This is a genomic window from Leucobacter tenebrionis (assembly GCF_019884725.1).
In the GTDB taxonomy this organism is placed as follows: domain Bacteria; phylum Actinomycetota; class Actinomycetes; order Actinomycetales; family Microbacteriaceae; genus Leucobacter; species Leucobacter tenebrionis.
In genome coordinates, this window is the sequence record NZ_CP082322.1 from 901003 (window position 1) to 919884 (window position 18882).

The 18882-nt window shown below is 69.0% G+C and carries 16 protein-coding genes; 5 read left to right on the forward strand and 11 right to left on the reverse strand.

Features of this window, described 5'->3' with window-relative positions:
• Window positions 1-4 precede the first annotated feature (4 nt).
• The 9 genes from KVY00_RS04260 to KVY00_RS04300 all read right to left on the reverse strand — a co-directional run bounded on the left by KVY00_RS04260 (window position 5) and on the right by KVY00_RS04300 (window position 11554).
• Window positions 5-1066 (reverse strand): ABC transporter substrate-binding protein, encoded by a 1062-nt coding sequence (locus KVY00_RS04260; RefSeq protein WP_223044490.1) that lies wholly within the window; start codon window positions 1064-1066, stop codon window positions 5-7.
• Window positions 1067-1188: 122 nt separating this feature from the next.
• The gene (locus KVY00_RS04265; RefSeq protein WP_255572753.1) at window positions 1189-2880 is read right to left on the reverse strand and encodes a thiamine pyrophosphate-binding protein; all 1692 of its coding nucleotides are present in this window, start codon (window positions 2878-2880) and stop codon (window positions 1189-1191) included.
• An 8-nt stretch (window positions 2881-2888) separates the two neighbouring features.
• On the reverse strand, window positions 2889-4088 hold the full coding sequence (locus KVY00_RS04270; protein WP_223044491.1) for a Glu/Leu/Phe/Val dehydrogenase dimerization domain-containing protein: 1200 nt from the start codon (window positions 4086-4088) through the stop codon (window positions 2889-2891).
• 120 nt (window positions 4089-4208) lie between these two features.
• Window positions 4209-4871 carry a TetR/AcrR family transcriptional regulator gene (locus KVY00_RS04275; RefSeq protein WP_223044492.1) on the reverse strand — a complete coding sequence of 221 codons (663 nt, stop codon included), beginning with the start codon at window positions 4869-4871 and terminating at the stop codon, window positions 4209-4211.
• 99 nt (window positions 4872-4970) lie between these two features.
• Entirely contained in the window at window positions 4971-6059 is a 1089-nt protein-coding gene (locus tag KVY00_RS04280; RefSeq protein WP_223044493.1) for an ABC transporter substrate-binding protein, read from the reverse strand.
• 30 nt (window positions 6060-6089) lie between these two features.
• Complete coding sequence (locus KVY00_RS04285; protein WP_255572754.1) at window positions 6090-7253, reverse strand: acyl-CoA dehydrogenase family protein; 1164 nt, start codon at window positions 7251-7253, stop codon at window positions 6090-6092.
• Window positions 7254-7350: 97 nt separating this feature from the next.
• Complete coding sequence (locus KVY00_RS04290; RefSeq protein ID WP_223044494.1) at window positions 7351-9393, reverse strand: acetate--CoA ligase family protein; 2043 nt, start codon at window positions 9391-9393, stop codon at window positions 7351-7353.
• Between the two features lie 122 nt (window positions 9394-9515).
• Window positions 9516-10112: a TetR/AcrR family transcriptional regulator gene (locus KVY00_RS04295; protein WP_223044495.1), complete on the reverse strand. Its 597-nt coding sequence runs from the start codon at window positions 10110-10112 to the stop codon at window positions 9516-9518.
• Window positions 10113-10126: 14 nt separating this feature from the next.
• Entirely contained in the window at window positions 10127-11554 is a 1428-nt protein-coding gene (locus KVY00_RS04300) for a flavin monoamine oxidase family protein (protein WP_223044496.1), read from the reverse strand.
• A gap of 120 nt (window positions 11555-11674) precedes the next feature.
• Between KVY00_RS04300 and KVY00_RS04305 the strand changes: the two genes are divergently transcribed.
• The 4 genes from KVY00_RS04305 to KVY00_RS04320 are packed head-to-tail and all read left to right on the forward strand — an operon-like array spanning window position 11675 to window position 15234.
• Window positions 11675-11842, forward strand: a complete 168-nt coding sequence (locus KVY00_RS04305) for a hypothetical protein (RefSeq protein WP_223044497.1) — start codon at window positions 11675-11677, stop codon at window positions 11840-11842.
• Entirely contained in the window at window positions 11842-13392 is a 1551-nt protein-coding gene (locus KVY00_RS04310; protein WP_223044498.1) for a purine-cytosine permease family protein, read from the forward strand. Before KVY00_RS04305 ends, KVY00_RS04310 begins: the two co-directional genes overlap by 1 nt.
• Window positions 13389-14165 carry an electron transfer flavoprotein subunit beta/FixA family protein gene (locus KVY00_RS04315; protein WP_223044499.1) on the forward strand — a complete coding sequence of 259 codons (777 nt, stop codon included), beginning with the start codon at window positions 13389-13391 and terminating at the stop codon, window positions 14163-14165. Before KVY00_RS04310 ends, KVY00_RS04315 begins: the two co-directional genes overlap by 4 nt.
• 16 nt (window positions 14166-14181) lie before the next feature.
• Window positions 14182-15234 carry an electron transfer flavoprotein subunit alpha/FixB family protein gene (locus KVY00_RS04320; RefSeq protein WP_223044500.1) on the forward strand — a complete coding sequence of 351 codons (1053 nt, stop codon included), beginning with the start codon at window positions 14182-14184 and terminating at the stop codon, window positions 15232-15234.
• 1037 nt (window positions 15235-16271) lie between these two features.
• Here the strand turns inward: KVY00_RS04320 and KVY00_RS15520 are convergent.
• Window positions 16272-16400: a hypothetical protein gene (locus KVY00_RS15520; protein ID WP_255572755.1), complete on the reverse strand. Its 129-nt coding sequence runs from the start codon at window positions 16398-16400 to the stop codon at window positions 16272-16274.
• Between KVY00_RS15520 and KVY00_RS15525 the strand changes: the two genes are divergently transcribed.
• Window positions 16399-17298: a cytochrome b/b6 domain-containing protein gene (locus KVY00_RS15525; RefSeq protein ID WP_255572756.1), complete on the forward strand. Its 900-nt coding sequence runs from the start codon at window positions 16399-16401 to the stop codon at window positions 17296-17298. The genes KVY00_RS15520 and KVY00_RS15525 overlap by 2 nt on opposite strands.
• 169 nt (window positions 17299-17467) lie before the next feature.
• On the opposite strand, the gene hisS is transcribed toward KVY00_RS15525, so the two are convergent.
• Window positions 17468-18775 (reverse strand): histidine--tRNA ligase, encoded by a 1308-nt coding sequence (gene hisS / locus KVY00_RS04330; RefSeq protein ID WP_223044502.1) that lies wholly within the window; start codon window positions 18773-18775, stop codon window positions 17468-17470.
• Between the last annotated feature and the right edge of the window lie 107 nt (window positions 18776-18882).

Genomic DNA, 18882 nt, shown 5'->3' on the forward strand with positions numbered 1-18882 from the left:
CTCGTCACCCGGCCATCCAGACGTTCAGACGCTCGGTGACTTCGCTGTAGTTCTCGGCCCAGTAGCCGTAGTCGATCATGGCCGAGCGCTGCTCGATGTTCTCAGGGCTGTTCGCGAGTTCGCTCTGCTCGTCAGCGCTGAGCTCCTCGAGCGTGGCAGGGGTCGCGGGCCCGTAGCCGGTCTGACGCGAGTACTCCGCCTGCGCTTCCGTGGCGCCCAGGAACCACACCATCCAGTCCTGCGCCAGGTCCTTGTTCGCATAGCCCTTCGGAATCACGATCTGCTCGTAGGTGCCGAGGTTCTCACCGTACTCGTTGGCGACCGGCTCGCCCTCACTCTGAGCTTTGAAGATGCGGCCGTTCCAGGCCTGCACCAGGGGCGCCTCGCCGCTCGCGACCAGCTGCGTCTGCTGGTCACCCGTGTCGTACCACACGATGTCATCCTTGATCGTGTCCAACTTCGCGAACGCGCGATCCAGATCCAGCGGATACAGATCCTCCGGCGCCACACCATCCGCGAGCAACGCCGCCTCGAAGATCCCGCCCGTCGCATACTTCCAGAACCCCCGCTTCCCCGGGAACTTCTCCGTATCGAAGAACTCCTCCCACGTCGTCGGGTGCCCATCAGCGAACTTCTCCGTGTTATACCCGATCGTGAACGCATACTGCAGAATCGGAATCCCGCAATCGCTCACCAGCTCGGGGTCCACGCCGTTCTCGGCCGCCGCGTCGAGCACTTCCTTTCCGAGTTTCTCGAGCGTGCCGTTCGCGCAAGCGGAGTCCGTGAAGTTGGGCTCCACCTCCACGGTCCCCCAGTTGACCTTGCCGGCGTCGACCATCGCGTCGAGTTTCGCGTAATCGGTGGGCTGGTCCTCTTTCATCGTAACGCCGTTCTCCTCGGCCCACGGCTGGTAGAGCTGCTCCATCGCCACGCGCTGAGTCTCTCCGCCCCAGTCGACCATCGTCAGGGTGTCCTCGCTCACGCCGCCCCCGCCGTTGGTGCAGGCCGTCAGCATCAGAGCTGCGGCGCTCACTCCGGCGAATGCGGTGACCAGTCTCTTCTTCATCAACGTCCTCCTTGACGCTTTAATTGACTGATTAATCAATCAACCTTGATAACTATGACATTCATTCTCGGCCGTGGCAACAGCCCGACGAAGCGCGCCCGCCCGCTCACCGGATGCGGCGCCTATTCGAACAGCCCCATCGGCACGTGCACGAGCGAGACCCCCGGGTGCTCGACCGCCTCGGCGATCCGCTCCTCGAGTTCACCAGCGGACTCGACGGCGAAGCCGCGCCCGCGGAACGCCCGCGCGACCGTCGGCCAGTCGGGCTGACTCAGGCGGACTGCTATCGGCTCGATGCCGCGATCCTGCTCGTTCTGCTCGATCTCTCCGTAGCCCCCGTTGTCGACGCAGATCACGGTGAGATCGAGGTGCTGCTCGGCGGCGGTCTGCAGTTCCTGCACCGAGAACATGAGCGCCCCGTCGCCCGTGACGCAGACGACGGGGCGATCCGGGTCGGCGATCTTCGCTCCGATCGCCGCCGGCAGGCCGTAGCCGAGGGTGGCGTAGGTGATCATGTTGATGCACTCAGCCGGCCCCTCTGCCCGGAAGTGGCCGGCCATGCCCGAGTAGCAGATCTGAGACGAGTCACCGGTGAGGATCGCACCCTCGGGCAGCGCAGCTGCGATGCGGGCCGCCACCGCGCCGACCCCGGGCCCGTATCCGTCCGATTCCGCGAGACACGCGGCGCGCACCTCGTCGACCGAGATCCAGGGCGCACGCTCATTCGAAGACTCCCCCGCCGGGCCGAGCGCCCGCAATGCGTCGAGCAGGCTCGGCAGCACCTCGCCGCTGTCTCCGATGAGCACCCGCTCCGCTGCCAGATTGTTGCGCCCCTGGGACTCATCGATGTCGATCCGGATCACGCGCCCCGTCGGCGCGAACTCACCCGCGGCGAACTCGCCGACGGCGACTTTCGAACCGACGACGAGGAGCGCATCGGCCTCGTTGAGCACGTCCACCGCGGCTTTCAGCCGCAGCTCGGCTCCGATGACGAGCGGATGCGACTCTGCGACGACCCCCTTGCCGTTCGAGCTGGTGACCACGGGCGCACCCAGCAGTTCGGCGATGGTCTGCAGCGCCTCACGGCCCGAGCGCGCGCCCGATCCCGCGAGTATCGCCGGCCGCTCGGCCTCGGCGAGGAGCCGGGCCGCTGCCTCGATATCCGCGCTAACCGGCTGCGGGGCCGGCGGCGCCTCGCGCGGACCCAGCGACTCGATCGAGATATCCGTGGACTCCTCGAGCAGGTCGAGCGGCACCTCGATGTACACGGGCCGCGGCCGGCCGGAGCGCAGCACGGCGAATGCCTCGTGCACGGCCTCGACGGCCTCCTCGGCGCTGGCGACGCGCACGGCCCGGTCGGCAATGGCGCGCGCGGCTCCCAGCTGATCCTTCGTCTCGTGCAGCATGCCGATGGAGCTGCCCTCCATCCCGCGCGGCGCACCGGGCGACAGCACGATCAGCGGGCGCGATTCGCAGTAGGCCGTGCCCACCGACGACAGCGCGTTCAGCAGTCCGGGCCCCGAGGTCGTGATGACGACCCCGGGCAGCCCGGTGCGCTGCGCCCATGCATCTGCGGCGTAGCCGGCGCCCTGCTCGTGACGCGAGGTCACGGCGCGGATGCCCAATCGCGGCAGGTGGCGATAGAACTCGAGATTGTGCGTGCCCGGAATGCCGAAGACCGCATCGATCCCGTATCCGCGCAGGGTCTGCATGACGGCGAGACCGGTGTTCCGGGGATCGATTCCCGCCGCGAGCGCCCGCTCGCGTTCCGTCTCGGGCACCGAGTATCCGCCCATGCCTGCTTCGCTGCTCATCCCGACCCTCAGCTCTCGTCGATTTCGATCCGGGCCAGTCGTTCGCCCACCAGGCCGAGGGCCGCCTCGCGCGGCGTGATGCCCGCGGCATCGGCCGCGGCGAGCGCCTCCTCGGTGAGTTCGTCCAGTCGCTCGTCGAGCATCCTCCGCGACTGCTCCCAACTCCCGTCGACGTCTCCGAACAGCACCCACCACCACCAGGCGTTCGTGCCGGAGTTGGCGATGAAGTCTGGGATCACCTCGACGCCGCGAGCCGCGAGCCGCGCCTCGGCTTCGGGGGTCACCGGCAGATTCGCCGCTTCGACGATCAGCCGCGCTGCGACATCGCCGCAGTTGTCGACGGTGATGCAGTTGGAGATCGCGGCGGGCACGAGCAGTTCGCAGTCGATCTTCAGCCATTCGTCGCCGGGCAGCGCGACCGCACCCTCGGGGAGCCGTTCGCGGTCCACCGTGCCGAAGCGATCCCGGGCCGCCAGCAGCGCCTCGACGTCGAGCCCGCTCTCGTCGGTGACCGCGCCGGCCGCATCGACGACGCCGACGATCTTCACGCCGGCTCGCGATAGGAAGCGGGCGGTGGCGCCGCCCATCGAGCCGAGTCCCTGCACCACCGCGCGCACGCTATCCGGAGCGAGGCCCCGCAGCCGCATCGCCGTCAGAGCTGCGACGGCGACGCCGTACCCGCCCACGAGCTCGTCCTGCGCGATGCCGTCGACCGTGACCTCGAAGGCCTTCGCCACCCGCGCGTCTGAGGCCTCCACCGCCGCATCGTCGCCGAGCAGCCGACGCACGGGAGCGACGGCGCTGTCCCAGCCCCGCCGCTCGAAGATCTCGTCGATGACGTCCTGGCGCACTCCGAGATCCTCTCCGACCGCCCAGTAGCTGCGCAGGATCGGGGCGAGGCTGTCGAGGAATCGCTCGAGCACGCCCGCCGCATCGGGATCGCGGGGATCGAAGTCGATGCCGCCCTTCGCTCCGCCGACGGGCACATAGCTCAAGCCCTCGCTCAGGTGCACCGCTTCCTTCTTGGTCATGGCCTTCGCGAGGCCGCGCACCTCGTCCAGGGTGCATCCGGCGCGCATGCGCAGACCGCCGCTCGACACGCCGCGCAGCAGCCGGTCAATCACGACGTACCCCACTGCAGGCGAGCGGCTGTCATGCCAGGTGATCTCCATGAACGACGGCCGCTCGTCGACGGTCTTCACACTCATGCACGTCTCCTCTTCGAGAACCAGGCCAATTCGGGCCGTCATCTGTTTATTAAATGACGGTTCAGTTAAGAGTGTGCAGCAGGACCGGAATGAAGTCAAGACCGATTCGACGGAGTCCGGTCACACGGATGGCCCCTCCGACGAAACGCCGAACTGACGCGCCAGGAACCCGCGCACCCGCGCGGTCGTATCCGAGACCTCGGCCCACTCGGGCGCAGTGACACTCATCACAGCCATGCCGTTGAGGAACGACATCAGCTGCACGGCAGCCTCCTCCGGGTCGTCGATCTCCGCCGCGCCGCCCTCCGCGCACGCCCGCAGCGCGCACGTCATCAGGTCCCGCCACGCGGCGTCGAACCCGCGGATCACCTCGGCGAGCGAAGGCTCGAACTGACTCGCCGCCCAGCCGTCCAGCCACAACCGCCAGCTGCGCAAGCTCGCGTCCGTCGGCAGATACCAATCGACGATCGCCACCAGGCGCCGCAGCGCGCCCGTCTCGCGCTCGGCGATCCCCCGCGCCACCTCGAGGTCTCGCTCCGCGGCGAAGGCGAACGAGGCCGCGAGCAGCTCCCCCTTCGTGCCGAAGTGATAGATGATGAGCCCGGCGCTGACCGAGAGCTGCCGCGCCACGTCGGCGACGCGCACGGCCTGGTGTCCGCGCTCTCCCACCAGCTCCACCGTCGCCGCGAGAATGTCCTCCCGGCGCTCCGCCCCACGCGCCTGACCGGCCACGGCCTCCCCCTCCACCTCGAAACTGAACCGTTGCTCAGTCGAACGGTTCACCGATAGCGTATGCGCACCTGACGCCGGGCAGAGTTCGCCCCGCCGGCCGCACCGGCACGCTGCCAGCACAACCGACGGGGCCGGTATCCGCGAACTCTCCTACTGCGCCATCCAGACGTTGAAGCGCTCGGTGACGTCGCCGTAGTTCTCCGCCCAGTAGCCGTAGTCCATGGTGGCCGCGGCCTGGGAATCGACCGCCTCGCTGCCCGCGAGCTCGGCCTGCACCTCGGCCGGGACGAACTCGAGCGCCCGGGGCGAGGCCGGGCCGTATCCGGTCTCGATCGCCTGATCGGCCTGCGCCTCGGGGTTCGAGAGGAACCAGACCATCCAGTCCTCGGCGAGCTCGGTATTGGGGTACCCCTGCGGGATCACCACGTGCTCGTAGGTGGTGAGGTTCTCGCCGAACTCGTTGGCGACGGGCTGTCCGTCAGCGGCGGCCTGGGTGATGCGGCCGTTCCAGGCCTGCACCAGGGGCGCCTCGCCGCTCGCGACCAGCTGCGTCTGCTGGTCACCCGTGTCGTACCACACGATGTCATCCTTGATCGTGTCCAACTTCGCGAACGCGCGATCCAGATCCAGCGGATACAGATCCTCCGGCGCCACACCATCCGCGAGCAACGCCGCCTCGAAGATCCCGCCCGTCGCATACTTCCAGAACCCCCGCTTCCCCGGGAACTTCTCCGTATCGAAGAACTCCTCCCACGTCGTCGGGTGCCCATCAGCGAACTTCTCCGTGTTATACCCGATCGTGAACGCATACTGCAGAATCGGAATCCCGCAATCGCTCATGAACGCGGGATCGACCTCGGCTTCCTCGGCCGCCTGCTTCACCTCGTCGCTCAGCTTCGTGAGCGTGCCCGCTTTGCAGGCCGTATCGGTGTAGTTGGGCTCCGTCTCGACCACTCCCCAGCTCACCTTGCCCGCGTCGACCATCGCGTCGAGCTTGGCGTAGTCGGTGGGCGAGTCCTGCTGCACTGTGACACCGTTCTCATCGGCCCACGGTTGTACGACCGTCGCGACGTGCCCCTCTTGCGCGGCGCCGCCCCACATGGTCACGGTCAGAGTCTGCTCATCGGGAGCGCCGCCGCCTCCGCCGACGCAACCGGTGAGGGCCAGTCCCGCTGCCGCGATCGAGGCGACGACGAGGGTTCTCCTGGGATATCGCATGACGTCCTCCTTGACGTTCATAATTGATCCTTCAGTCAATATAACCGAAGGTCACATATTGCGCGAGATCACGAGGCGCATGATGTCGGAGGTGCCCTCCTCGATCTCCTCGAGCTTCGCGTCGCGCATCCACTGCTCCACGGGGAACTCGCGCGAGTAGCCCCAGCCGCCCAGCGTCTGCACCGCGGCCCAGGTGCAGAAGGCTGCGGTCTCCGAAGCCTGCAGCTTCGCCATCGCGGCTTCGGCGACCACGGGCTTGCCCTGATCGAACATGGTGGCCGCACGGAGGGTCTGCAGCCAGGCGGCGTCGATCCGAGTGGCCATATCGGCCAGCCGGAAGGCGACCGCCTGGTGCTCGATGATGGGCTTGCCGAACTGCACCCGCTCGCGGGCGTAGTTCAGCGCGAACTCATAGGCGGCACGGGCGCAGCCGGTCGCGGCAGCGGCGAGCACGATGCGCGAGGCGTCGAAGGTCTTCATGAGGCCGATGAAGCCCTCGCCCTCCGCACCGAGGCGGTTCTCCTCGGGGACGAACACGTCGTCGAAGAACAGTTCACGGCAGCGAATCGCCCGCTGCCCCATCTTCTTCATCGGTTCGCCCATCGTGAAGCCCTCCGCCCCCTTCTTGAGCAGGAAGGCGCTGACGCCGCGCGAGCGCTGCGCCGGGTCGGTCTTCGCGAAGACCACGTACTGATCCGCGTAGCCCGAGTTCGAGATCCACGCCTTCTGCCCGCGGAGCAGGTACCCGCCGTCGGTGCGATCCGCGCGGGTGGTGATGGAGGCCGCATCCGACCCCGCGCCCGGCTCGGTGGTGGCGAGGGCGGTGAGGATCGGGTTCTCACCGGTGAGGGGCCGCAGCCACTGCTCCTTCTGCTCTTCAGATCCGAGCACGAGCAGCGGATCGGCGAAGAAGCCGTTCGAGCAGAGGAAGTTGCCGATGCCGAGATCGCCCCAGCACAGCTGCTCCTGCACCAGGCACTGCGTGAAGAGATCGGTGAAACCCCCGCCCCCGAACTCCTCGGGGATCATGAAGTCGGTGATGCCGACCTGCGCGGCCGCCTGGAAGAGTTCGAGGGGGGAGCCGTCGTCGGCCTCATCGACCTCGCGGCCCAGCGGCCGCACCTGCTCGCGTGCGAAGTCGCCGCAGAGTTCGACGATCGCCTCCTGCTCATCGCTGAGCTTCCAGACGCTGCGGGTGCTGTCCATGAGGTTCATGTGGGGTTCCTTCCGTTGAGGTGCCGGGACGCGTCTTCACGTCGCTCGTGCTGTGGCTGGTCTTGCAGGGTTGAGGCGGCGACCGGGCAGGCGCCGATCAGGGATCCGGGATCGCGAGGCAGTCGACCGTGAGCGCGCCATCGATGCCGACGCGAACGGGGTTCAGCTCGATCTCGCGAATGCCGGGGCTCGCGGCGAGTACGGCGCCGAGGCGCACGACGATGCGCGCGAGCGCCTCGCCGTCGAGCGCGGGGCGGCCTCGCCAGGGAGCGAGCAGCCGCGAGCTCTTGAGGCTCGCGATCATGCCGCGCGCCGCGTCGATGTCGACGGGGGCGAGCTCGAGCGCGACATCGGTCCACACCTCGGTCTCGGTGCCGCCGTAACCGACGGTGACCACCGGGCCGAAGGTCGCGTCGCGTCGGGCAGCGACGATGAACTCCGCGACGTGCTCGCGCGTATCCTGCACCTCCACCGTGTAGTCTCCGTCGCCGATCCGAGCGTGCATCTCGATGAAGGCCTCGCGCGCGGCGACCGCCCCTCGAAGATGCAGCGCTACTCCCCCGGCTTCCGTCTTATGAGCGAGCCAGGCCGCTTTGAGCACGACGGTACCGCCCAGCGCCTCGGCCGCGGCCCCCGCCTCGTCTGCGGTGCGCACGACCCGCAGTTCGGGGAATGGGATGCCCGCCGCGGCGAGCGCCTCGCGGATCTCGGTCTGCGTGCCCGCTGCCAGTGGCCGGCCCCGTTCCCCGCGCGCGAGCGCGGGGCGGCCGAGTCGATGAGCGGCCGCGGTCGCGAAGAGGCTGTCTTCGATGCGCCCGGAGACCGGCACTCCCGCGTCGAGCAGGTGATGGGCGATCCGCGAGTCGGGAGCCATCGCATGCACCAGCACGGGCACCCCCTCGACCGCGGCGAGGCGATCGGCGATCGCACGCTCCGATTCGAGCAGCTGGGGAGTGTCGTGGCCGTAACTGCAGAAGTATCCCGATAGCACGACCGCATCCACCTCACCGCTCTCCGCGAGCAGGCGCGGGAGTTCGGCGTAGACCGCCAGGTCGGCCTCGCCCGACCCCGCGAGGTCGATCGGATTGCGGGTGGAGGCGCTGCTCGACAGGTGCCGTCGCAGGCGATCCTGCAGCTCCCGGCTCAACTCGGGCAGTTCGAGCCCCAGCCGGGCGGCCTCGTCGGCAGCGATGCCGCCCTGGCCTCCGCTGTCGGTGATGATCGCGACGCGCGGGCCGGCGGGCGGGGGTCTGCGATCGAGATACGAGGCCACTTGTACGAGCTCGGCGGGCGTGCGCACGCGCAGCACTCCAGAGGCCCGGCATGCCGCGTCGACGAGATCCATCGAGGAGGTCATAGCACCCGTGTGCGACTGGGCGAGCGCCTGACTCGCACTGCTCTCACCGGTTGTGAGCAGCACCGCGCGCTTGCCGGCGGCCGTCGCCTCCCGGAGCGCCTCGAACAGTTCGTCGGCCGCGGAGAAGTCCTCGAGATAGAGACCGATGGTGCGCGTGAATCCGTCGGAGACGAGAGTGCGAACCACCTCGGCGGCCCGCACATCGGTCTGGTTGCCGAGCGAGACGAACCGAGAGACCCCGACGCCCATGCGCTGCCCCATCGCCGCGATCTCGCTGCCGAGCTGACCGCTCTGGGAGACGATGGCGAGACTGCCCGGGCGCATTCCGCCCCACATCAGCTGCAGTTCGCCCTCGGCCGAGTAGATGCCGAGGCTGTTGGGGCCGATCATGCGGGCCCCGTGCTCCGCGAGAAGCTCCGCGGCCTCCCGTTCCCCCTCCATCTCCGCGGCGACGACCAGGAAAGCGCGGGTGCCGAGTTCGAGAGCCTCTCGGATGACGCCCAGCACGAGCGGCCCGGGCACCGAGATCGCCACGAGCTCCGGCGCCTCCGGCAGTTCGGCGAGCGAGGTGTGGCTCTGCACGCCCTCGATAACGGCCCCGGCCCGGTTCACCATGTAGACCCTGCGGCGATCCTTACCGAGGGCCGCGCCACGCGCGAGCCAGTGCCCCCACTTCGAGGGATCGGCCGAGGCCCCCACCACGGCGACCGAGGCCGGGGTGCTGAACGAGCCCAGCGACGCCGGGTCGGCGCCGCCGAGAGCAGAAGTAGCGGATAACAGCATCGTCGTCCTTGATCCGAGGCATCATTGCCGTTAATTGATTCATCAGTTAATTTAGCGAACGCGCGAGACCGAAGTCAACCCCGACCCTCGAAGATCGGCCTCCGATCCCGCTGCCCGAGCGGTCAGCGGGCGATCAGATGATCGCGAACGAATTCGCGGCAGATGCGATGCATCTCATCCGCCGAGATCACCGAGGATCCGAGCAGGGCCTGCACCGCAAGACCGTCGATCATCGAGACCAGCTGATTCACCTCCGTGCGGAGATCATCGGTCTCGAACACTCCCTGCTCGATCCCCTCGGCGATGACGCTCCCCATGAGGCTGCGCCATTCGTCGTAGGCGTCATCATTGAGCTGGCGCAGACGCTCGTCCTGCAGCGCCCCCACCCAGAGCTCGAGCCACACATGCCAGGACTCGCGCGTCGCCTCATCCAGCGGCACGTAGGAGCCGAGCAGCGCATCCAGCTTCTCATCGGCCGGCAACGGCTCGTCGAGAATGGAGGCGCGCCGCTCGAGCGAACTCGCGAAGTTGTCCTCGAAGGTCTCGCGGATCAGCTCATCCTTGCTTGCGAAGTAGTAGTGCACGATCCCGGGAGACACCCCCGCCTCGCGCGCCACATCGGCCACGCGCAGCATCGAGACCCCCCGCTGCACCATCACTCGGCGCGTCGCCGCCATGATCTGCGCGCGTCGCTCGTCTTCAACACTCGGTCGAACCATGGTGGCGGTTCCTCTCAGGGCTCAGAAATCCCATCGTAACCCGTCGGCTCGCTCTCAGCGAGCGCCGAGCGCACCTCCGCGGCCGCCCGCCGCCCCGACGAGATCGCGCCGTCGATGTATCCGTTCCAGACGCTCGCGGTTTCGGTGCCGGCCCAATGCACGCGACCGACAGGGGTGCGCCACCCGGCAGCACTGTGCTCGATCCACGCTCCCGGAGCCGGGCTCGCCGCGTAGGCTCCGCCGATGAACCGCTCCTCGGCCCAGTCCTTCTCGGCGTAGCGCACGGGAGCCGCGGCCTCCTGCCCGAAGAGATCGACCAGAGTGTCGATGACCTCCCGCACGCGCTCCCGCTCATCGAGGGCTCGCCACGCCCGCACCCGGTCGGCGTAGACGAAGCAGACCAGTACTCCGGCCGAGGCGTCATGCGGAGAGTTATCGAACACGAAACCGAGCAGCGGATCGCCGTAGAGCGTCGACTCGCCGCTCAGGCCCCGGTCGCGCCAGAAGGGCCGGTCATAGCTGACATGGATCTTCACGACATCGCCCATCGGGCTCTTCGCGAGCCACCGGGCTCGCGGCGTCGGCAGCGGGGGCTCGTGCAGGATCTGCTGGCCCGCCGGCGGCGGCACTGCGACGATCACGCGATCCGCTCGCACATCTCCGGCATCCGTGAGAACACGCACCCCGTCCCCCGAGCGCTCGATGCGCCGCACCGGCGCGCCGAGGCGCACACGATCACCGAGCAGAACCGAGATGCGCTTCGCGACCTCCTGCGCGCCGTTCGCAAAGCGGGTCTCCTGAGCGCAGCCCTCGGCCTCCATCAGCTGATCGAAGCTGCCCGCCGAAGCGACGTAGAAGAGGAAGTGCAGCATCGAGATATCGCGCGGCTCGACGGTCCACACGCTCTGCACCGCGAGCGCGAGGCGCAACCGGGCGTCGGGATCCTGCACCGTCCGCTCGAAGTAGGAGTGGACGGTCTCGCTGTCGAGCTCGACAGCCCCCGGTGTCGCGGCGGGGTTCTCGAGATCCACCGCCGCAGACATCCGATCGATCTCTTCCATGACCCGCACATACTCGCGCATGCCCGGACCGTCGTCGGGGCCCGCGATCTTGAAGTGACGCTTCGAGCCGTCCGTCCAGCGCTCGATGTTCTGCCCGCCGAGGTAGGTGGGGAAGGTCTCGACGCCGAAGCGCTCGACCAGCGAGAGGAAGTCGCGCTGCGTGGGCCCCACCCACTGCCCGCCGTGATCGATGACCACTCCCCCCTCGTCGACGAGGGAGAGCGTGCGCCCGCCGACCCGTTCCTGGGCCTCGACCACCAGCACATCGATGCCGGCGTCGTGGAGCTCGAGGGCGGCCGAGAGACCGGCGTAGCCGGCGCCCACGACGACGACCGAGGTTCGTTCCGGCAGCGTAGCCGGCGATGACGTCACTGTCTGCATGACACATCAGTATGCCATTAACTGGTCAGTCAAACAATTATGGCCAGCCACTTGACTTCGTGAGCATTCTTCCTCAAGCTCGTTTATTGATTGGTCGACCAATCATGAATCGAGGTCAACGTGGACAACGAAGTAGAACTTGAAGCCGAGCTGCAGCGGCGCCTGGAACGCATGGAATCACCGGGATGCGGCGGCATGGTGCAGACCAATCTGCCCTGGAGGGACTTCCTCATCGCCGCCGGCGCGCTCGCGGCGGCCTCGGCGCTGCTGCTCTGGTGGGCCGCCTGATGGTGCAGCAGATCCACACCGAGAGCATCAAGGTCGCCCGCGTCCCCGAAGACGCGACGCTGAACGAACTGCCCCTGCTCCCCCGCGAGCGCATCTGGGGTTTCTGGGACTTCTCCACCGTCAACATCGGCCTCGCAATCGCCACCTGGGCGTTTCTGCAGGGTGCCACCGTGGCCTACTACGTGGGCGCCGTCGAGGCGATCGCCAGCGTCGTGATCGGCTACGGCATCTCGGTGCTGCTCGTCGCGCTCTCGCCCGTGCTCGCCTCCGCGAAGTACGGCGTCGAGCAGTTCGTGATGCTGCGCGGTATCTTCGGCCACGGCGGGGCCCGCCTCATCATGATCACCACCTCGACGATCTTCGCGGCGGGCTGGTCGGCGATCCTCGCCATCATGCTGGGCCACGGCGTCGTCAACATCATCAACGCAGCCTTCGGGGTCGAGCTCAGCAAGACCGGCGCCGCGGTCAGCATCCTCGGTCTCATCGCTATCGTCAGCGCGTGGGCGATCCTCTCCCGAGGCCCCGTCTCGGTCGAGCGCGTCAGCCAGGTCGTCGCCCCCGCGCTCGTCATCGTGCTCGTCGTCATCACCGTCATCATCTTCACGCGCGTCTCCTGGGAGGAGCTCACCGCGATCCCGGCGCTCGACCCCGAGGAGAACCCGCACGTCAGCTTCATGATCGCCATCGAGCTCGGCGTTGCCGGCGGTTTCGCGTGGTGGCCCAACATGGGCAACCTCGCCCGGCTCACCCGCAGCGCCCGCGCCGCATTCTGGCCCAACTGGATCGGCATCTTCGGCGCATCGGTCTTCGCCGCACTCATCGGCACCTTCGCCGCACTCGTACTCGAGATCACCGAGCCCACCGACTGGCTGATCCCGCTCACCGGTACCGTGTTCGGCATCATCGCGCTCGTCGCGATCGCATTCGCCAACATCACGGCGATCCTCTCTCAGGGCTACGGCTCGATGCTCGCGCTGCGCAGCGGCGGAGGCAAGCTGTTCCAGCGCATGGCCTGGCCGCTCATGGGCGTCGTGATCCTCGGCCCCGCAGCCGTGCTCGTGTTCTTCCCGGGCACCGTGTACGACAACTACGGCCGCTTCCTGTCGTGGGGCGCGATCCTCGTCGCCCCGCTCGTGGGAATCGGGATCGTCGACTACTTCCTGCTGCGCCGCACCCGCGTGCCGATCCGCGAGCTCTACAAACCGGCCTCGGAGTCGGCGGTCGGCTACTGGTACGGCTGGAACCCGGTGGCGTTCGTCGCCCTCGCGGCGGGTGCCGTCACCTACACACTGCTGCTGCACCCCATCACCTACGTGCCGTCGCCGCTCTTCGCCTATACGACCGCGTCGATCCCGTCGTGCCTGGTCGGAGCAACGGTCTACCTCTTGCTCACGAAGGCGATCACGCAGCCCCTGAAACTCGGCGGGTACGGGATCGAGACGCCCGTATCAACGGGGCTGATCCGCGCCCAGGCTGTCTCCGGAGCGCCTGAGCCGCAAGCCCGTCCCCATGCCCAAGACCGACCCCGACCCTCGGAGGAAGCGCAATGAGAATCATCGTCCTGGTGAAGGAGGTGCCTGATACCTACGGTGATCGGGTGTTGAGTTTGGAGACGGGGTTGGCTGATCGGGGTGTGTCTGAGGCGGTGTTGGACGAGATCGGTGAGCGTGCGGTCGAAGCGGCGTTGCGGGTTGCGGAGGCGCATGCTGGTGTTGAGGTGACGGTGGTGTCGATGGGGCCTGCGGGGTCGGTGTCGACGGTCCGGAAGGCGCTCGCGATGGGTGCGGATCGGGGCGTGCATGTCGTGGACGAGGGTCTCGTGGGTGCGGATGCGGGGTTGACGGCGGAGGTGCTGGCCGCTGCGGTGTCGCGTGCGGGGTTCGATGTCGTGCTGGCGGGGAACGCGTCGACGGATGGGGCGGGGGGTGTGGTGCCGGCGATGGTCGCGGAAGTGTTGTCGGTGCCGCATCTGACGGGGCTGTCGTCGGCGGAGATCTCTCCGGAGGGCGTGTCGGGGACGCGCCCGGTCGAGGGGGGTGTGCAGCGGGTGTCGGCGGGGCTGCCTGCCGTGGTGTCGGTGACGGAGGCGTTCCCGGATGGGCGGTTCCCGAATTTCAAGGGCATCATGGCGGCGAAGAAGAAGCCCCTCGACACGGTGTCAGTGTCCGAGCTGGGGGTGGATGTGGAGGATTGGTCGGTGGGGCGGTCGATCCTGGTGTCGGTCGCGGAGCGGCCGCCGCGGGCGGCGGGTGTGAAGATCGTGGACGAGGGCGACGCGGGCGAGCAGTTGGCGGCGTTCCTGGCCGAGAACCGACTGGCGTAACGAAAGGGGTGGCGTGATGAATGACGTGACGAGTGACCTGAACCACACCCCTGCGGGTGACACCGGTGCGGCTGCTGCGAGTAGTGCTAGTGCGGCTGCTGGTGGTGCTGGTGTGGGTGTGGTGTTGGTGGTGGCCGAGCTCGCTGCGGGCGGGGGGTTGGCGTCGTCGACGGCGGGCCTGGTCGGGGCGGCTGCGCTGGTGGGGTCCCCGGTGGTGCTCGTGCCCACCGGGGATGAGGCGGTCGCGGCCGCAGCGGCGGGGCTTGGGGCGGTGCGCGTGTTGACGGCGCCGGTGGATGGGTCGGTGCTGGGGGTGCCGGTGGTCGACGCGGTCATGGCCGCGATCGGGGCGGTGCGCCCGGTGGCGGTGCTGCTGCCGCACTCGCTGGACGGGCGGGACGTGGCCGGGCGGGTCGCGGTGCGGGGGCGGTGGGCGGTCGCGCTCGACGCGGTCGGCGTCGCCCGCGACCAGGAAGGGATCATCGCGGAGCACTCCGTGTACGGGGGCGCCTACACCACCGTGTCTGCGGCGACGACCGGGCCGTTGATCGTGACCGTGCGACAGGGCGCGATCGAGGCCCGCGCCGAACCGCACCCCCTCGTCGTGGAGGCACTCGAGGTGGCCGGGTCGGGCAAACCCGCCGCCCGGATCGAGAGTTTCGACGCGGTCGTGGAGTCTTCGTCGCGGCCCGAGCTGCGCGGGGCCGCGAAAGTGGTCTCCGGTGGGCGCGGCCTGGGATCGAAAGAGCAGTTCAAGCTGGTCGAGGACCTCGCCGACGCGCTCGGCGCGGCCGTGGGGGCGTCGCGGGCGGCCGTGGATGCCGGATACGTGCCCCAATCGCATCAAGTCGGGCAGACCGGGGTGCAGGTGTCCCCGCAACTGTATATCGCGCTCGGGATCTCGGGCGCGATCCAGCACCGGGCCGGGATGCAGACCGCGAAAACGATCATCGCGATCAACAAAGACCCCGACGCCCCGATCTTCGAGATCGCCGACTACGGCGTCGTCGGCGACGTGTTCACCATCGTCCCGCAACTGATCACGGCCCTCAACGCCCGAAAGCAGTAACCCCTCATGACCACCCCCACCCCCGCTCTGCGTCGGGGCCTGCCCCGCACCCCCGGCGGCGACCCCTGGCCCCCCGCACACGCCACCCCACCGGCCGCGAACATCCCAGACAACGAAACGACACCCACAGCCCAGGCTGAGACCGCGGCCGCGTCTCCGGCCTCCCCGGCAGACACCACGGTCGTCCCGAGGAGCGCTGCTGCCCCGGCAGACACCGCGGTCGCCTCGACGACTGCCAGCCCGGCGAGTGCCGGCCCGGCGAGTGCCGCTGCCCCGGATGTCCCGCTGACGCCCGCACCCGCCGGCACTCCCGCCGCACCCGCGTCGATACCCGCCCCTGCCACGCCCGTCACCGCGCCCGACGCAGGGACGACGGCCGCGCACCCGAGCCCAGGCACGACGCCGGCAGCCGCCACGGGCGGGCCGCGCCTGCGCCGGGGCCTGCCCCGCACCCCGGGCGGTCAGGCCTGGCCCCCCGCACACGCGGCCACACCCGTGCTCCCGGCAGACACCCCGACCGCGACCACGACCTCCCCGACACACGCTGTCGCCCCGGCAAGCGCTGCCGCCCCGGCAGTTGCCACGACTGGCCCCACGAACCCCGCCGCCCCGACCGTCCAGCCCGTCGACGCCCCGGCAGTCACGGAACCGGCCGCTGCTGAACCGGCCGTTGCTGAGTCGGCTGTGCCGGTGCAGGAGTCCGGCGCCCGGACCGGTGCAGTTGCGGGCGTCCGCCTGCGCCGGGGCCTGCCCCGCACCCCCGGCGGCCAGGCCTGGCCGCCCGTGGAGCACGCCCCCGTGGCGGCGCCCGCTCCGGGTCGCGCCGCGCACGCCGCTCCTCAGGACGCGGAGGTGCCGCCCGCGAGTGAGCCCGCCGCTGCCCCTGCCTCGAGGGCGCAGACGACCCCCGCACCCGGGAGTCCGATCCCGGATCCCGAACCGAACGCCGCGCCCGCTCCTGAGCCGGGTACGGCTGCGCCCGCTCCTGAGCCGACGGACCCAGTACCGGCCGCGCCTGCGGCGCCCGCGCCTCAGCCTCAGACGCCCGCTCCGGCTGCCGCGCCCGCCGGAGCGTCGCAGCCCGCCACCGGGTCGGCCGCGTCCGCGACCGTGACGCCCCAGCCCGCGACCGGGCAGTCGTCGCGGGTGCGGCGGGAGCCGGTCATGCTCGGATCCCGCTCCCTGTCCCAGTGGGCGAAACTCGTCGCCCTCTGGGGCGGGGGCGCGATCCTCGCCGCCGGGATCATCGTGCTCGCCGCCCGCGGCCTCACCACCCTCCCCGGCGTACCCGAGTTCCTGGACCGCTACCCGGGCGAGTACCACCCCCGCGTCGAGACCGAGGACGGATTCCCGGCCTGGGCGAGATGGACGCACTTCCTGAACTTCTTCTTCATGACCCTCATCGTCCGCTCCGGGCTCGCGGTCAGGCACCAGCAGAAACCCCCCGCGTTCTACACCCCGAAACGCGGCGGCAAGAAAGTCTCGATCTATCTCTGGCTCCACACCAGCCTCGACGTGCTCTGGATCCTCAACGGCGTCGTCTTCATCACGCTCTTGTTCGTGACCGGGCACTGGGCCAGGATCGTGCCCACCAGCTGGGACGTGTTCCCGAACGCGCTCAGCGCGGGCCTGCAGTACCTGACGCTGGAATGGCCCGTCGAAGACGGGTGGGTGAACTACAACAGCCTGCAACAACTCATGTACTTCACGATCGTGTTCATCGCCGCCCCCCTCGCGATCCTCACCGGCATCCGCATGAGCGAATGGTGGCCCGAACACGCCGAGAAACTGAACAGGTTCTACCCCGCACCCGTGGCGCGCGCGATCCACTACCCCACAATGCTGTTCTTCGTGCTCTTCGTGATCATCCACGTCTTCCTCGTGTTCACCACCGGCGCCCTGAAAAACCTCGGTCACATGTACGCCGGCACCCCCGACATCTCCTGGACCGGGTTCTGGTGGTTCGCCGCCGGCCTCGCCATCACGATCGCCGCGACCGCAGCCACCCGACCCCTCATCCTCGCCCCCATCGCAAGCACCACCGGCAACATCACCAACCGCTAACCCGGCTGGCACAAGACGGCACCGTACCCGGAGGCGCTCCGCGGGGCGTCCCGAATTTCGGATCGTGCCGCTCATTCGGATCGGATCACTACGATCCGATCCGAATGAGCGGTGAGATCCGAACGAACGCACCGGGCACGTCCAGCCCGGGTCATGCGGCCGAACCCGCTCAGCAGGCGAGGGCGCGGAACTCCAGCTCGTCAACGCCGATCCCCGTCCGCGCGTTCGCGAAGCTCGTGAAGCCCTCGCCCGCGATTCGGGACAGCAGCGCCTTCATGTTCTTCTGCCGCTTCTCGAGCCGCACGCGGTGGCCGCGCGCGACGAGCTCGCGCTTCAAGGCGACCAGTTCGGCGAAGGGCACCTCGGCGTCATAGACGAGCGCGACCGCTTCGGGGCCGGCCGACTCGGGCAGGGAGATGAGATCCACCACCCGCTCGAAGCCGATCGAGAACCCGACCGCCGGAACGTCCTGCCCCAGGAAGCGCCCCACCATCCCGTCGTAGCGCCCTCCGCCGCCGACCGAGCTGCCCGAGCCGGGGTGCGCGACCTCGAAGATCGTGCCGGTGTAGTAGCCCATGCCGCGCACGAGCGTCGGATCGAAGCGCACCTCCACGCCCTCGGGCAGCGCGCCCTCGAGGGCCTCGCCCAGCGCGGCGAGGTTCTCGATGCCGGCCGCAGCCCCCGGGTTCTCGGCGGTATCCGCCAGCACGGATTCGATGGCGGATCGCGTGAGTGCGATCCCCTTCCCCTCGAGCGCGGGCTCCACCGTGGCGAGCACAGCCCCGATCCGGTCGGCGGCGTCAGCGTCGATCTCGCGCAGTTCCTCGACCACGCCCGCGGCACCGATCTTGTCGAGCTTGTCGACAGTGATGAGCGCGCGGTCGTGAGTATCGGCGGCGAAACCGCAGTGCTCGAGCAGGCCGAAGAGGATGCGGCGGTCGTTGACGCGGATCACGCAGCCCTCGAGCCCGAGCGCCGAGAGGGCTTGCGATGTCGCGGTGACCAGCTCGATCTCGGCGAGCAGCCCGGCCTCGCCGATGATGTCGATGTCGGCCTGCACGAACTGCCGGTAGCGGCCCTTCTGCGGCCGCTCGGCCCGCCACACCGGAGCGATCTGAATGGCCCTGAAGACGGGGGGCAGCTCGGCGCGGTGGCTCGCGTAGAAGCGGGACAGCGGAACGGTGAGGTCGAAGCGGAGGCCCAGGTCGGCGAGCTGCTCGGCGTTGCCCGCCTCGACGGCGGCCTGCAACTGCTCGGGCCGGATCCCGCGCTTCAGAATCGAGAAGCTCAGCTTCTCGTTGTCGCCCCCGAGCCCGGCGTGCAGGCGCGCGTAGTCCTCGACCACCGGGGTCTCGATCTCGTCGAAACCGTGGGAGCGGTAGACGTTCTTGATCACGCCGAGCGCGTGCTCACGACGCGCCTTGTCTGCGGGGAGGAAATCGCGCATGCCGCGCGGCGGGTTCACGGGTGCTGCCATGGTCACCTATTCTTCCACGCGCGGGGCAGGCGGGCGGACCGACCCGGGGTCTCGGATCATTTTGCTCGAGATGACAAGTGCCGCCCTCACGACCGTGGGCGAGAGGC